Origin of the sequence: Paracoccus sediminis, assembly GCF_900188295.1 — a bacterium.
Lineage (GTDB): Bacteria > Pseudomonadota > Alphaproteobacteria > Rhodobacterales > Rhodobacteraceae > Paracoccus > Paracoccus sediminis.
The window spans coordinates 389,773-405,333 of the sequence record NZ_FZNM01000003.1 but is presented as its reverse complement, the minus strand read 5'-3'; the positions used below and the strand labels follow the sequence as shown (position 1 = coordinate 405,333).

The following is a 15,561-nucleotide window of genomic DNA, read 5'->3' as shown; positions in this document are numbered from 1 at the left end:
CATGGAAACCTACAGCCTTTTGCGCGGGCTGGCCGACAGTTGGGCGCTTCTGGTGCTGGTGCTGTTCTTCGTGGGCGTCGTCCTGTTCGCGTTCCGCCCCGGATCCGGGACACCGCATCGCGATGCCGCCGAAAGCATCTTCCGGCACGAGAACCGTCCCGCCCGGACGGACAGGAAGGAGGGCCGGTGATGGCCGACAGCAACAACGATCCGGTCGATCCGCACGCCGGCCCCGCCGATCCCGACAACCGCATCGGCTTGGAACGGCAGGCCGCCGACAGCGAACACGCGGCCAAGATCGCGGGCGACATCCCCGAACGCCGTCGCCCCGACCAGCCTGCCGCGCCCAGAATGCGCAGGCCCGCGCGCCGGGGCCTTGTCCAGGAGGTCGGATCGACCGGGCACGAATGGGACGGGATCACCGAATACGACAACCCCATGCCGCGCTGGTGGCTGTGGACCTTTTATGCCACGATCATATGGGCGGTGGGTTATGTCGTGGCCTATCCTGCCATCCCGCTGGTCAACCGTGCGACCCAGGGGCTGCTGGGCACCGATTATCGCCAGGAGGTCGCGGCCGAGATCGAACGCTTCGACCAGGCCAACGCCGCCATTCAGACGCGCTTGGCCGAGGTGGACCTGGCGGCGATCCCGAACGATCCGGATCTGCTGAACTATGCCACCAACGCGGGCGGCGCCGTGTTTCGCACCTGGTGCGCGCAATGCCACGGGTCGGGCGCGGGCGGCGCGCGCGGCTATCCCAACCTGCTGGACAACGACTGGCTGTGGGGCGGCACGTCGGAGGATATTTACCTGACCCTGCAACACGGCATCCGCGATCCGCAGGACGGCGACACGCGCTTTTCCCAGATGCCGTCCTTTGGCACCGACGGGATCCTGGACCGCGCCCGGATCGATCAGGCGGTAAATCATGTCCTGGCCTTGTCGTCGCAGCCTCATGATGCGGCCAAGGCCGCAGCCGGCGCGCAGGTCTTCGCCGACGCCTGTTCGGCTTGCCACGGCGCCGACGGATCGGGGGACCGCGCGCAGGGGGCACCCGACCTGACGGACGCGATCTCGCTTTACGGCAACGATCGCGCGACGCTGACGCGCATCGTCAGCGAAGGTCCGTATGGCGTGATGCCCGCCTGGGACACGCGGCTGTCCAAAGCCGAGCTTCGGGCGGTCGCCATCTATGTTCACGGTCTGGGCGGCGGGGAATAACCTGCCCGGATCGACCGCACTTTCGCCGTGTCCACCAACGGCGAAAGAGACCGGCCCCCGTCCTGTTCGCGCGTTCCTGGGGGCCGGTCTTTCCCAACAGCGCGCCTTTGCCCCCAGCAATGGCGCGCGCCCTGCTTTCGTGCCGGCCCATGGCGCGAAAGACGCCGACCCCCGCATATCCGCGCGTTCCTGGGCGGGGGGCGGCCGCCGTTCAACCCGGACTGTCGTGACCGGACGGCACCACCTGCGCGTGCTGGACCACCGTCCAGTCGTCGTGCGCGCGGCGCCGATAGACCGAGGTGCAGGCGGCGATGAATTTCGTACCGCTCTTTTCCGCGGTGACGCGATAGCCGACGACGATCATCCCTTCCTCGGGGCGGGACACGTTTTTGTCGCCGAATGTCACGCTGTCCCATTCGGGGGTGCCGCTGACCGCCTCGACGGCGGCCTGACCGGCGAACAGGTGGGGCGCATGGCTCAGCGCCATGATGCAATCGGGATCGACTCGTTGGTGATAGCGTTCCTCCGAGGCCCGCCACAGGCTTTCCTCGAATTTCCAGACCCGATCGTCGTCCATCCTGCCCTCCTCGCGTGATGCGTCGGGGCTTAACGGCGCCCGTCGGGCGCGGTTCCGGCGGGGGCGGCGGATTCAGGCGGCCAATTCGCCGCGCAGCGAATTCGAGGCGCTTTCGACGATGCGGACCCGCACCAGATCGCCGACCTGGGCTTGGGGCGCATCGACAAAGACCGAATGCAGATAATCCGACTTGCCGATCATCTGCCCCGCCTGGCGGCCCGGCTTTTCGAACAGCACGCCCAGGGCGCGGCCCACCATGCCTTCCTGGGCGGCCTTTTGCTGTTTCGTCAGCAGCCCCTGCAATTCCTGCAACCGCTGGTCGGCCACGCGGCTGTCCACCTCGGGGCGGTCATGGGCGGGGGTGCCGGGGCGGGGGGAATACTTGAAGCTGAAGGCGGTGCCGAAGCCCACCTCGGCGACCAGGCGCATGGTGTCCTGGTGGTCCCCGTCGGTTTCGCCCGGAAAGCCCACGATGAAATCGCTGGTCAGCATGATGTCGGGCCGCGCCTCGCGGATGCGGTCGATCAGGCGCAGATAGCCCGCCGCCGTATGCTTGCGGTTCATCGCGCGCAGGATCCGGTCGCTGCCCGACTGCACGGGCAGATGCAGATAGGGCATCAGCTGCGGCACGTCGCGGTGCGCGGCGATCAGGTCATCGGCCATGTCGTTGGGATGGCTGGTGGTATAGCGGATCCGGTCCAGCCCCTCGATCCCGCCCAGGGCGCGGATCAGCCGGCCAAAGCCCCATTCGCCGCCCGATCCCGCGCCATGCCAGCCGTTCACGTTCTGGCCCAGCAGGGTGATCTCGCGCACGCCGCGGTCCACCAGGTCGCGCGCCTCGCGCAGGATGCGGTCCACGGGGCGGCTGACCTCGGCGCCCCGTGTATAGGGGACGACGCAGAAGGCGCAGAACTTGTCGCAACCCTCCTGCACGGTCAGGAACGCGGCGGGCGCGCGGCGGGTGGCGCGGTTCAGGCTGGTGCGGGCGGGCAGGTGGTCGAACTTGTCCTCGGGCGGAAAGTCGGTCAGGATCGCGGGCGCCTCGCCGCGGACCATCGCGGGAAGGCGATGATAGGTTTGCGGGCCGACGACCAGATCGACCAGCGGCATCCGGCGGACGATCTCCTCGCCCTCGGCCTGTGCCACGCAGCCCGCCACGCCGATCTTGAGGTCGGGGCGTTCCGCCTTGAGAGGCTTGAGGCGCCCCAGGTCGGAATACAGCTTCTCGGCCGCCTTTTCCCGGATGTGGCAGGTGTTCAGCAGCACCATGTCGGCATCGGCCTGATCCTCGGTCAGGACATAGCCGTCCGCGCCCATGGCCTCGGCCATGCGCTGGCTGTCATAGACGTTCATCTGGCAGCCATAGGTCTTGATGAATAGCTTTTTGACTGCCGGGGGATTGGCTTGGTCGGTCATGCTGTGCTGTCCTCGGGATCCGGGCGGCTGATACAGCAAATGCGGGTATTTGGAAAGCGGGCCCCGGCCAGCGCCCTGACCGCCATCGACGACATCGGCCCCGAGCGGGCCAGGGCGCTGATCGCGGCCGGCATTCCGATGCCGCCCTGCGCCCCATCGGCGCGCACAAGGCCTGTGGCGCGCCGCTGGCCGCGGGCGGGCGGCTGCCTCCCTCTGGTATCCCGTGCTGGCGATGTCCTTGCAGGGCCGGCCGTGGCACGACACCGGGGCGCGCAAAAGGCTGCACGGCGGGATCGGTTCGACATCCGGGTGGCCGCCGGAACAAAGGCGCCGGGCTTGAGGCGTCCTGACGATTCCGGATCACCAGAAATCCAGCCGCCCCGGCAGAAGATTGCCCACAGTTTCGGCATCCTGGCCCAGGAAGATCACGCCCTGTCCGTTTCCCAGATCGAGAAAGGCCGAATCACCCAGATCGGACAGCCTGTCCGTCAGGGATGCCGGATCGATGGACTGGCCGTTGATGTTCCGCGTGACGATCAGGCGGTCATCGGCGGAAAAGTCCGCGATCATGTCGATCCCGTGGGCGCTGCGGAACTGGAACACGTCCGACCCGCTGCCACCGATCAGGAAATCGTCGCCTGCCCCGCCGTTCAGCGCGTCCGCACCCTCTCCTCCCTCGATCAGGTCGTTGCCGCGCCCGCCATGCAGCGTGTCGTTCCCGGCCCTGCCAAAGAGCGAATCATCGCCCCGGCCGAAATCCTCGATCGCGGCGACGAAATCGTTTCCGTCGCCAAGATCGGCCAGATCGTCGCCTCCTCCCGGATCCGCCCAGTCGTTTCCGGCGCCGCCCTGGATGCTGTCGTCGCCGAAACCGCCGTGGATCGTATCGTCCCCTGCGCCGCCGTCCAGCAGGTCATGGCCATTGCCGCCGCCAAGGCGGTCGCTGCCATCGCCGCCATGCAGCCCGTCATCGCCCAGGCCCCCCGCCAGCGTATCGCGCCCCGCGCCGCCCCACAGGATGTCGCGACCGGCATCGCCGTCCAGCAGATCGCCGCCGTCGCCTCCGTCCAACAGGTCGTTGCCGTCCCGACCGCTCAGCCTGTCGCTGCCGGTTCCGCCATGCAGCAGGTCCGAACCGAACGATCCGTACAGCATGTCATTGCCCGATCCGCCGAACAGCCAGTCGCCGGCCACGCGCTTGGCCGCGGCCCAGTCGGCATGGGACAGGCCGCCGCGGTCGGGATCGCTGGCCCATCGCACGTCCAGAACGTCGTCGCCCGCGCCGCCGGACAGCAGGTTCCACCCCGCGCCGCCATGCAGGGCGTCGTTGCCCGCAAAACCGATCAGAAGATCGTTGCCCGCGCCCCCCGCCATCGCATCGGCGCCGATTCCCCCCAGCAGCAGGCCGCTGGCCAGGGCGTCGACGAATGCGGCGTCGGCCGTGGCCAGATAGATCGGCCGACCCGCCAGATCGGCCGCCATGCCCACCGGCAGCAGGGCAAGGATGTCATCGGTCATGATGCCGGGACCGGGGTCGGAATGTGTCGCCATGGATGCTGTTCCCGTTGAAATGGCCCGATGCCTTCTGCCCGGAAACCGGCCCGGAATGCCGACCATGGATCGGACGTTAACGCAGCCGCCCGTGAGGATAGCCCGAGAAGTGCCTTTAATTTTAATTAATTAGCGGTCGGCTGTTTGCCGGTGCTCGCTTAGGTTGAACGTATAAGGTCAACAGCAGGGAAGGGGTCATCATGGCCACGATACCAGGGGGCGCGTTCAGCGACTTCTTGTTCGGGACGTCGCTCTCGGACTTCATTTCGGGCGGGGGGGGCAATGACATTGTGATGTCCGGCTCGGGCAAGGACATCGTTTATGGCGGGGCGGGCGACGATCTTCTGAACGGCGGGTCCGACGACGACCGGGTGCTGGGCGAAGACGGCAACGATCAGCTTCTTGGCGGTTCGGGCGACGATTCGCTTTTGGGGGGGGCCGGGGACGACACCCAATCCGGCGGGGCGGGCGACGACCTGCTGTCGGGCGGCACGGGGGCCGACCTGATGGTCGGCGGCGCGGGCGACGACACGCTGGACGGTGGCGCGGACGACGATGCGCTGGCGGGCGATGCCGGGGACGACCTGCTGTCGGGCGGGGCGGGCGACGACATCCTGACGGGCGGGGCGGGCGACGATTCCCTGTCGGGTGATGCGGGCGACGATCAAATGTTCGGCGGGGCGGGCGACGATCTTCTGCTGGGCGGCGCGGGCGACGATCTGTTGAGGGGCGATGCCGGGGACGACACGCTGGTCGGCGGCGCGGGCGATGACAACCTATACGGCGGCGCGGGCGACGACCTGTTCGTCTTCTCGGGCGGGGGGGACGTGGTGATGGATTTCACGGACGGCGACATCATCCAGATCTCGTCGCGTCTGGAAGGGGTCACGCTGGGTTCGACGGACGAACTGGCGGATTTTGCCGTCGATCTGGGCGATGCCGGCACACTGATCGATTTCGGCCAGGGCGACAGCGTCCTGCTTCACGGCGTCGCCTATGACGACGTGACCACCGATCCTAGCCGTTTCTTTACCATCGTCTGATACGAACGATCCGGGCGTGGCTTTTCTGCGCCCGGATTGTCCCCGTCGATTTCCGCCATTCCGCCCTTTCAAGGTTCCAGCGGCATGAACGTTCCCCTTGATCGAAAGCTGTGCCGTCCCGCCCCAGGCCTGGCGGCGCCGTCCATGACCGATGCGACGGTCATCGCGATGGGACATTCGCTTTCCGCGATCGTTTTCGACGGCCCTGCGCATCCGCGTGCAAGACTGGCGGCCCAACAGGATGGACACCCCGTTCCACGCCCCTTCCTTGCCTTGCAACTGCCGCTTCGATCCGGCGGCGTGCGCCATGTGCTGTTGCTGGGGCAGGGGGTCGATACGGTTTTGGCCTGCCGGATTGTCCTGAGCCTGGACGGCGCCCCGGCCGCGGGGATCGATCCCGACTGGCTTCAATCCCCACAGGCGGATCTGGCCGCGCTAACCGCGCAGCTTTCCGATGTGGGTCGGGACAGGCTGCTGCGGGCGATGCTGACCACGGGGGCATCGCTTTTCACGGGCGGCGCCCAGGCGGGCCTCGCCGAAGCGATCCTGCGGCTGGCGGATCTTTGCGACATCCCCACCGCGGCGCCCGTCGCCAGAACCCAGATCGCGGGCCAGGCGATCGTCAGCTATGCGGTTCCCGGCGGGTCCGGGTCGCGCGACCTGAAGGATGCCGTGGCCCTTGAAAACGGTCATCTGCTTCGACTTCGGCCTGTGCGATGCCTTGTCGAAGGCAAGCTGCTGCATGTTCTGTTTCCGCCCGGTCTTTCCCCGGCGCGGATTCTGGCCTGTCCCAACACGATCCTGCGGCTTGCCGCGCCCGATGCGGGAACGCGGCGCCTGCCGGTCGCTGACTGGCTGCACGGGCGCGGCGCGGCTTGCGGCGATTGGCTGTCCGGCTGTCTGGGTCGGAATGGCGTGGCATCTCTGTGCCGCAGCCCCGCCGGTGATCCGGTCCAGACGCAACTCAGCTTGCGTCACCTGTCGGCGGGTCCTGCGGGCCTGCTTTACGCGCTGGTGCTTTCCGATCCCCTGCACGCGGTGCGCAGGGTGGTTCTGGAACGGCGGGGACGGCGCGTGGATCTGACGCCGGGACGGGGGGCGGATGGAACGGCGGTTGCGGTGGGTCTTGCCGATCTGGGGGGCCTGCCGCGGCACGGGGACACATGCCGGATCAGCGTCCTTTGCCATTCCGGCCCCGCGCGCCTGCTGGCCGAGGCGTCGGTGGCAGCCTATGACGGCGGCCTGCCCGCCGGGTTCGAGGATGCCTGGACGCTGGGCATCGACGCGGCGGAAACCCTGGCACGGGCCCGCGCCGGATTTCATCGCCCGGCCCCGTCCGCCGTCATTCAGCATTTCGGCCCCACGCTGGCCTGCGGGCTGCGGATCGTCACCGCCATCGGCGATTCGGCCGACATGATCCGGGCGCGCGCCGCCACCATCCTGGCCGAAGGTCACGCCGCCCCGGTCGAAATCGTCTGCACCATGACCGAAGGCCCCCTGGCGGTCGCCGCGCGCCAGGCTGTCGCCCAGACCGCCGCGATCTATGGCATCCCGCATCGGTTGGTGCTGCTGCCGTCCCTGGCCAATGCAGGAGAGCGTCTTCACGCCGCCCTGATCCAGGCCCAGGGCGTTCCGGCGCTGGTCATGGGCGCCGATGTCCTGCCCGACCGGCAGGGCTGGCTGCGGTTCTGGCTGCGGCGCCTGCGCAGGCACAAGGCCCTGGCGGCCGCCTTGCTGGCGGGCGACGGATCGATCGCCGCCACGCCGGAAGGCAGGGATCCCTGCCGGGGATTGCCCGCCGCTGCTTTGCCCCCTTCGGGACGGGTGGCTGGCAGGCCGCTGCCCGGTTGCCTGGCGCTGGGCCCGGCAGGAATTGCGCAGCTTTTGGGCAGGGACGCCCCCCATCCCGATCCGGCGGTCTGGATCGCCCAGGCGCTGGCCGGCAGCGCCCGGACCGAAACGCGCTTTCCGTTTCGCCGCATCGGCCCCGCGCCTGTGCCGGGCGGATTTGCCGCGGCGCTTGCGGACGCCGAATTCGCCCTGATCGCAAAGGTTCGCCCATGACCATTCAGGTCTTGCAGGTCGCCCATGACCATCCGGCCTTTGCCTGCGGCGGGACCGAATTTCTGGCCCACGATCTGACCGCCGCGCTGAACGCCGTGCCGGGGGTGCGGGCGCGGTTTCTGGCCGCCACCACATCCTTGCAGCGCCCTGACGACGTGCCGGGCGCCTTGGGGGTCATGGGGGACGATCACCTGCTGCGGACCGGGCGTTATGACCGGTTCTCGATGCTGCGGCAGGACGGCGTGGACTGGATCGATTCGATGGGGCGGCTGCTTGGGGCGTTCCGCCCCGACATCGTGCATCTTCACGGTCTGGACCGGATCGGGGCCGAGGTTCTGGCGGTCCTGCGCCGCAAGGTTCCGCAGGCGCGCATTGTGCTGACGCTGCACGATTATCAGATCCTGTGCCCCAATGACGGGTTGATGCTGACGGTGCCCGACGGCGCGCTGTGCCGCACGGCAGGGCCTGACCGCTGCCACGCCTGCTTTCCCGCGATGCCGGTGTCGGCGCATCTGCTGCGCAAGTCGCATCTGACCGCGCTTTTGTCACTGGTGGACCGCTTTGTCGCGCCGTCTCGTTTTCTGGCCGAACGCTTTGCCGAATGGGGGATCGAGGCGGAGCGTATCACGGTGCTGCCCAATGAGGTTCGCGCCTTGGGAACGGTGGCGCGCCGCCCGCGCACCCGTCCCGACCGTTTTGCCTTTTTCGGCAATATCGCCCCGCACAAGGGCATCCTACCGCTGCTGGCGGCGGTGCGTCTTGCGGGGGATTCGGTGACGCTGGACCTGCATGGCGGACTTGGCCATGCGGCGGACGGGTTTCGCGGCGCCTTTGCCAAAGCCCTTGCCGCGGCACCCAACGCCCGCCACCACGGCCCTTATCGGCGCGAGGATTTGCCCGCGCTGATGGCCCGTGCCGACTGGATGGTGATGCCGTCGATCTGGTGGGAAAACGCCCCGCTTGTGCTGCTTGAGGCGCGGGCGGCGGGACTGCCGGTGATCTGTTCAGGCATCGGCGGCATGGCCGAGACGGTCGTGCATGGCGTCACCGGCCGGACCGTCGCCCCCGGCGACCCCGAGGCCTTGGCCCAGGCGATGTGTGCCGCCGCCGGCGATCCCGCCGGACACGCCCGCATGTCCGCCGCCCTGCACGCGCGCCGCCGCGACGACGCCTATTCCGGCTTTGTCGATGCCCATCTCGCCCTCTATCGCACCCTGCTGGAAAGGGTTTCGGCATGACGCCGCCCGACGGGTCGTTTCCCGGGATGGCGCCTCTTTCTGCGCCGCTGCTGCCGGATCTGGCGATCGTGCTGCCGGGGGGGCGAACCCTTCTGGCGGTGTCGCATCTGGGCGCGGCCCTGCCCCGGCGGGGCTTTTGCGGCGATGCCCCCTGGCGCGCGATGTGCTGGCCCACGCCGACCGGCCGCGCCGGGATCGCGCTGGTCGAGGCACCCTTGCTCGGAGCCGGGCATCTGCGCGGATCCGGGGGCGAGGAACACGAGATCGCTCCGCCCCGCGGCATCGACGTGGCGCCCGCGCCGCTGGCCGAATTCGTCCGCCATCACCGGCTGAACAACCGCGACGTGTTCGATTTCCTGATCGACACCATGGCCGGAACCGCGCCCGGTCAGGTTCGGCCCGGCGACCGCGATTTCGCGGCCGCCTTTCTGTCGCTTGCGGCCGAGGCCGGGGGATTCGTGGAAATCCTGGCCTGCCCCGATACCGGCGGGCTGTTCGCGCAGGGCTGGGCGATGTCGCTTGCCGCCGGACGCCATCGCCTGGCCCGGCTGGGCGACGCGCTGGAACTGTGCCAAGCCGATGTCGCGGCCTTCGCCCGAGACGACATTCCACCGCCGGGCACGGGATTCAGCCTGTTCAGCCGCGACTGGCACGGGATCGATGTCGATACGCTGGGCTCCCTGTTCTATGAACAGGATGGCACGCTGAAACGGCTTGAGGTGGTGCAGGGCAGCGTCACGAGGCTGCGCGGCGACGATGCGACCCAGCATGTTCGCCAGATGCTGCCGCGCCTGGCCTGCGACGAACAGGTCATGCGGATCTATCGCCGCATCTGCCGGCCGCGCTATCGGGGAATCGACACGCTGTCCGAAACGACGCTGCCGGTCGCCGCCGCTTTCGACGCCGTGTTCGAATCACCCTCGGGGGGATTGCTGGCGATGGGCTGGCTGCTGGATCCCCTGCGGCGCGTCGAACGCGTGATCCTGAAAAGCTCGGCCGGACTTTACGCCCCCTTGCAGGATCGCTGGAACCCCCTGCCGCGCGCCGATCTGAATGACGGGTTCGCGGCCGATCCCCGATTCGCGCGCCTGCTGGATCCGTCCGATACCACGCATGGCTTCATCGCCTTTGCCGCGGGCAGCCCCCGCCAGGGCAACGAGGAATTTTATCTGGAACTGGTTCTGGACGACAACACCTGCCTGTTCCGCCCCCTGACGATCACCCGCCTGGAGGGGCGAGAGCTGCTGTCCCAGATCCTGAACGGCGTGCCGCTGCACGATCCGACGATCGACCGGATCATCGTGGATGCGCTGGCACCCTTTCTGGCCGGATTGCCCGCCCGGTCGCGCAAGCCCCGTACGGCGCAGCGTCCGATCCCGCTGTCCCCGGACAGGGGCGAGATCACCGCCGTGATTCCGCTGGCCCGGCTGGCTCATCTTCAGCCGATGATGGCGCTGCTGGCGGGCACGCCCGAGGCCCGGCGACTGGATCTGGCGATCGTGATGACGCGCAGTCAGGCCGGGCAGGCGCCCGAGCGGCTGACGGATTCGTTCGGCTTCTACGGTCTCAGGGGGCGGCTTTTGCTGGTCGCCGACCAGACCGACCTTTGCACCCGGATCGAGGCGGGGCTGGCGCTGGCCGATGGGGACCGTGCGTTGCTGTGGTCACCCGCGGCGCTGCCGGCCACGGCGAATTGGCTGGCCCAGCTGGAAGACGAACTGGACGGGCTGGATGCGCTGGGCCTGATTTCGCCCACGCTGGTTTACGAAGACGGGTCGGTCTTTTACGGCGGCGACGGCGCGACGTCCGAAAACAGCGCCCCGATGCTGGGTTATCCACGGGAATGGCTGATCCGCGGCGCGCCCCGGCCCATGCCTGCGGGATCGGCGCAACTGGCGCTGATCGATCGCGCGGCCATGGCCCAGGCGGGCGGTTTTTCGGGGCGGCTTTATTCCGACGCCATGGTCCATCGCGATCTGGCCCGCCGCCTGCACGACGCGGGTTTCGGCATCTGGTCGTCGCGCAGTGTGGATTTCTGGATGCTGGAGGATCCGCAGAACGCATCCGATGCGATGCTGCGCCTTCTGGAAAGGATTGATTCAGCCTTGGCGGGCCATGATGCCCCCATTCTTGCCGGAGGCCGCCCCCGATGAAAGCCCTTGTGCTGAGCCACGCCCACCCCGCCTTTTCCATCGGCGGGGCACAGGTCGCGTCCCATAACCTGTTCAAGGGCCTGAAGCAGCAGCCGGGCTGGGACGCGCATTACATTGCCGGCATCGGTCCCCCGGTCGCGCGTCATGCCGCGACGCCCCTGATGTCGCTGGGCCAAGGCCCTGACGAGACGCTGTTCTGGACCAATGATTACGACTGGTTCCATCTGGGCCTGAACGACACCCAGGCGCTGACCCGGCATTTCGAACGCTTTCTGTCGGACCTGCAACCCGACGTCGTGAACTTTCATCACGTCATGGGCTTTGGCATCCAGGCGATCCATGCCGCGCGGCGCGCCCTGGGGCCGGTGCCGATCGTGTACACGTTGCACGAATACCTGCCGATCTGCGCCCATCACGGGCAGATGATAAAGGCACGGTCGGGCGCGTTGTGCATGAAGGCCTCGGCCTCGGACTGCGGCATGTGCTTTCCCGACATCGGCGCCCCCAACATGCTGCGGCGCGAACTGTTCGTCAAATCCTTCTTCGACCAGGTGGACGCCTTCGTTTCACCCTCGCGGTTCCTGTTGAAACGGTTCCAGGACTGGGGCCTGCCGCGCCGGAAACTGGTGATGATCGAAAACGGGCTGGACGGCGGCCCTGTCGCCCCGGTCCGCGCCCTGCCTGCAGGCGGACGCCGCAACAGATTCGCCTATTTCGGGCAATTGAACCCCTTCAAGGGCATCAAGATTCTGATCGAGGCCGTGACGCGCATCCCTGAAAAGGTTTGGGGCGACGGCATCCTGTATATCTTTGGCGGCAACCTGGAACACCAGCCCGAGGAATTTCAGGTCCAGGTCAAGGAATTGTTCCGCCTTTCCGGCCGGCGCCTGCGGTTCATGGGGTCGTACAAAAGCGCCGACCTGCCCCATCTGATGAGAGAGGTGGACTGGACCATCGTACCGTCGACCTGGTGGGAAAACGCCCCTGTCGTCATCCAGGAGGCGTTCCACCACCGCCGCCCGATCATCGCGTCCGACATCGGCGGGATGGCCGAAAAGGTGCGAGACGGCATCGACGGTCTGCACTTCCGGGTCTCGAACCCCGAAAGCCTGGCCGAGGCGATGACGCGCGCGATGGACCCCGCGGTCTGGAACCGCCTGCATGGCGGCATCCGACCCCCGACCGACGCCAACGAATCCGCGCGCCTGCACGCCGCCTTGTTCGACAAGATCCTGTCGCGCGCCTCGCATCCGACGCCGGTGGCTGACCATGGCTGACGGCGGCATGGTCTGCGAACCCTGGCGCGCGGCGCTGGTCGATCTGGCCAAGGGCGTGGCGGCGGCGGCCTTTATCGGGTTTTTCGTCAATCTTCTGTATCTGTCGCTGCCGTTGTACCAGGCGCAGATCTTTGACCGGGTGATCTCGTCGGGAAACCTGGATACGCTGGCGGCGCTGACGCTGATCGTGGCGTTTCTGTTCGTCTTCCAGTCCCTGCTGGATTTCCTGCGGTCGCGGCTGCTGCTTGTCATCGCGGCGCGGCTGTCAACCGCGCTGGGGCGCCCCGTATTCGAGGCGGCGGTCGAAAGCGCGCTGAAATCGGGCGCGGCCTCGGCTGCGACGGCGATGCGCGACCTGAACGGCCTGCGCGGCTTTGTGGCGGGCGGGGCGATCACCCTGCCGATGGATATTGCCTTCACGCCGGTCCTGCTGGCCGTGCTGACCCTGTTTCACCCCTTGTACGGGATCGCGGGGCTTTGCGGCGCGGCGCTGTTGATGCTGATCGCGGTCGCCACGGAAATCCTGGCCCGGCGTCCGGCCGCCGAGGCGGTGCAGAAGACCATGCTGTTGCAGGCTGAAACCGCCAACGCCATCCGCAATTCGGAAGTGATCGCGGCCATGGGAATGCTTCCCGCGCTGTCGCGGCGCTGGCGGCGCGGTCAGGCCCGGTCGCTGGACAGCATCGAAACCGGCGGGACCATGGCGAAATTCCTGGCCGCCCTGGCGCGCGGGACGCGGGTCGGACTTCAGATAGCGATGATCTGCACCGGCGCCCTTCTGGTCATCCGGCAAGAGGCGACAGCGGGCACGATCCTGGCCGCGGCGGTCATCACCTCGCGGATGCTGGCGCCGTTCGAACATCTGATCGACGGCTGGCGGCAATGGGTCAACGCCTTTGCCGTCGCGCGCCGTCTGCGCGACCTGTTGGTCCAGGGTGGCCGTGCCCGTTCGGCCGTGGGCGTGCCGGTGGAACGGGCCGAGGTCGTCGTTGACCGTCTGGGCTATGTGCCGCCGGGTCAGGACGCGCCCCTTTTGCGCAACATCAGCTTTGCGATCCGGCCAGGGGAAATGGTGGGCGTGATCGGTCCGTCCGGCGCGGGCAAATCGACCCTGGCGCGGCTGGTGGTGGGGCTGTGGATGCCCACGACCGGGGGGATCTTCCTGGACGGCCAATCCACCTTTCGGCACGAACGGGCCAGTTTCGGCGCGGCGGTCGGCTATCTTCCCCAGGAACCGCTGCTGCTTGAAGGAACGGTCCGGGAAAACATCGCCCGCTTTCGCGATGCCCCCGTCGAAGACGTGATCGCCGCCGCCCGGCAGGCCGGTGTCCACGACATGATCGGCCGTCTGCCCAAGGGGTATGAAACGCAGCTGGTCGATGCAGGCGCCCGCCTTTCCGGTGGTCAGCGGCAGCGGATTGCCTTGGCGCGCGCGGTCTTCGGGATGCCGCGGCTGCTGGTGCTGGACGAACCCAATTCCTCGCTGGATGCCGATGGCGAGGCCGCACTGATCGATGCGGTGGAACTGGCCCGCGCGTCCGGTGCGGCGGTGCTGGTCGTGGCGCAACGCATGTCCATCCTGAACAAGGCCGACCGCCTGCTGCTGCTGCGCGACGGCGCCGTGGCGCATTACGGCGACAAGGCCGAGGTTCTGGCGACCCTTGGACCCCAGCGGCGCGGAACCGTTGTCGCGGCAGAGGCGCGCATGTCATGACCGTGATGACCGACGACGAGATCATGCCCTCCTATCGTCCCGTCCTGCTGACGGCGCTGGCGATGATCCTGTTCCTGGTCTGCACGGTCGGCGGGTGGGGGCTGTATGCCCGGCTGGACGGCGCGGTGGTGACGCAAGGGGTCGTTCTTGCCGAAACCCGCCGCAAGACGGTCGAAAATCTGGAAGGCGGGATCCTGTCCGATCTGCTGGTCGTGCCGGGCGAACGGGTCCGTGCGGGCCAGGCGGTGGCCCAGCTTGACACGACGCAGGAACGTGAACGTCTGGCGCAACTGGACGCCGAACGTTCGGCGCAGGTCTTGGACGTCTGGCGGCTGGAGGCCGAGGCCGGGGGGCATCCCCTGGATCCGGCGCTGGCGCCCGAGGGCGATGCGGCGCGGATCGCCGCCCAGGTCAGCCTGCATGACGCGCGGCTTTCGCTGCATCGGGGCCAGATCGCCTCGATGATGCGTCAAGTGGAATATCTGTCCGCCCAGGCCGGGGCCAACCGCGCGCAGGTCCGGGCGGCACGACGCCAGATCGACAGCTGGACGCAGGAACGTGAAAACACCAGGGTCCTGGTCGAACGCGGCGCGGCGACCCGTCAGAAGATGCAGGAGATCGGCCGCAACCTTGCCGTGCTGGAGGGCGAGCGCGACGAATACGAGGCCCTGGCCCTGGCGAACGACCGCGATGGCGCCCGGATCCTCGCCGATATCGAGACCTTGCGCCAGCAGCGCGTCGCCGAGGCGAACGAATTTCTGGCACAGGCCCGCCGCACGCTGCCGGGGCTGGATGCGCAGATCCGCGCGACTCGGGACATTCTGGCGCGCCGCACGCTGCGGGCGCCGCAGGACGGGCTGATCGTCGATATTCCGGTCGTGACGCCGGGCGCCGTGATCGGTTCCGGCGCGGTGGTCATGGAGATCGTTCCCGACGCCGACGCCTTGGTCGTCCAGACGCGCCTGCCACCCGAAGCCATCGACACGGTTCAGGTCGGGCGCACCGCGCGCGTCCGGCTGACGGCCTATCGCCGCGCCGTGGCCCCTACCGTCGATGGCAAGGTCGTCTATGTCTCTGCCGACCTGCTGGAGGATCCGCGCGACGGCAGCCGCTATTTCGAGGCGCGCGTGGCCTTGGATGCGGTGGATCTGGACCGCAATCCCGATGTTTCGCTGACGGCAGGGATGCCGGTCGAGGTCGCGATCCAGACCGGGGAACGCCGGGCCGGCGATTACCTGCTGGAACCGATCATGCGGCACCTGCGCAAGGCCATGCGGGAGGAGTGAAAATCTTAACCATTCTGC

The 15,561-nt window shown here is 68.0% G+C and carries 12 protein-coding genes; 9 read left to right on the top strand and 3 right to left on the bottom strand.

What is annotated here, in order from left to right; genetic code table 11:
* Position 1: 1 nt before the first annotated feature.
* Both CHB77_RS07430 and ccoP read left to right on the top strand, forming a co-directional pair.
* Positions 2 to 190, top strand: coding sequence for a CcoQ/FixQ family Cbb3-type cytochrome c oxidase assembly chaperone (locus tag CHB77_RS07430; protein WP_089387533.1), 189 nt, complete (start codon positions 2 to 4; stop codon positions 188 to 190).
* A 161-nt stretch (positions 191 to 351) separates the two neighbouring features.
* Positions 352 to 1,224 carry a cytochrome-c oxidase, cbb3-type subunit III gene (ccoP, locus tag CHB77_RS07425; protein ID WP_242626570.1) on the top strand — a complete coding sequence of 291 codons (873 nt, stop codon included), beginning with the start codon at positions 352 to 354 and terminating at the stop codon, positions 1,222 to 1,224.
* Positions 1,225 to 1,435: 211 nt separating this feature from the next.
* On the opposite strand, the gene CHB77_RS07420 is transcribed toward ccoP, so the two are convergent.
* From CHB77_RS07420 to CHB77_RS07410, 3 genes are all read right to left on the bottom strand, one after another.
* Positions 1,436 to 1,801 carry a DUF4440 domain-containing protein gene (locus CHB77_RS07420; RefSeq protein WP_089387531.1) on the bottom strand — a complete coding sequence of 122 codons (366 nt, stop codon included), beginning with the start codon at positions 1,799 to 1,801 and terminating at the stop codon, positions 1,436 to 1,438.
* A gap of 72 nt (positions 1,802 to 1,873) precedes the next feature.
* Complete coding sequence (miaB, locus tag CHB77_RS07415; RefSeq protein ID WP_089387530.1) at positions 1,874 to 3,217, bottom strand: tRNA (N6-isopentenyl adenosine(37)-C2)-methylthiotransferase MiaB; 1,344 nt, start codon at positions 3,215 to 3,217, stop codon at positions 1,874 to 1,876.
* A gap of 360 nt (positions 3,218 to 3,577) precedes the next feature.
* The gene (locus CHB77_RS07410) at positions 3,578 to 4,768 is read right to left on the bottom strand and encodes a calcium-binding protein (protein WP_089387529.1); all 1,191 of its coding nucleotides are present in this window, start codon (positions 4,766 to 4,768) and stop codon (positions 3,578 to 3,580) included.
* A 200-nt stretch (positions 4,769 to 4,968) separates the two neighbouring features.
* Here CHB77_RS07410 and CHB77_RS07405 point away from each other — a divergent pair, with 200 nt between their 5' ends.
* From CHB77_RS07405 to CHB77_RS07375, 7 genes are all read left to right on the top strand, one after another.
* Entirely contained in the window at positions 4,969 to 5,811 is an 843-nt protein-coding gene (locus CHB77_RS07405) for a calcium-binding protein (RefSeq protein ID WP_089387528.1), read from the top strand.
* An 84-nt stretch (positions 5,812 to 5,895) separates the two neighbouring features.
* Complete coding sequence (locus CHB77_RS07400) at positions 5,896 to 7,875, top strand: hypothetical protein (protein ID WP_089387527.1); 1,980 nt, start codon at positions 5,896 to 5,898, stop codon at positions 7,873 to 7,875.
* On the top strand, positions 7,872 to 9,113 hold the full coding sequence (locus CHB77_RS07395) for a glycosyltransferase (protein WP_089387526.1): 1,242 nt from the start codon (positions 7,872 to 7,874) through the stop codon (positions 9,111 to 9,113). The genes CHB77_RS07400 and CHB77_RS07395 overlap by 4 nt, the downstream gene beginning before the upstream one ends.
* Positions 9,110 to 11,266, top strand: coding sequence for a hypothetical protein (locus CHB77_RS07390; RefSeq protein ID WP_089387525.1), 2,157 nt, complete (start codon positions 9,110 to 9,112; stop codon positions 11,264 to 11,266). Before CHB77_RS07395 ends, CHB77_RS07390 begins: the two co-directional genes overlap by 4 nt.
* Positions 11,263 to 12,543 (top strand): glycosyltransferase family 4 protein, encoded by a 1,281-nt coding sequence (locus tag CHB77_RS07385; protein WP_089387524.1) that lies wholly within the window; start codon positions 11,263 to 11,265, stop codon positions 12,541 to 12,543. Before CHB77_RS07390 ends, CHB77_RS07385 begins: the two co-directional genes overlap by 4 nt.
* Entirely contained in the window at positions 12,536 to 14,257 is a 1,722-nt protein-coding gene (locus CHB77_RS07380) for a type I secretion system permease/ATPase (protein WP_089387523.1), read from the top strand. The genes CHB77_RS07385 and CHB77_RS07380 overlap by 8 nt, the downstream gene beginning before the upstream one ends.
* Positions 14,254 to 15,543: an HlyD family type I secretion periplasmic adaptor subunit gene (locus CHB77_RS07375; protein WP_089387522.1), complete on the top strand. Its 1,290-nt coding sequence runs from the start codon at positions 14,254 to 14,256 to the stop codon at positions 15,541 to 15,543. Before CHB77_RS07380 ends, CHB77_RS07375 begins: the two co-directional genes overlap by 4 nt.
* Positions 15,544 to 15,561 lie beyond the last annotated feature (18 nt).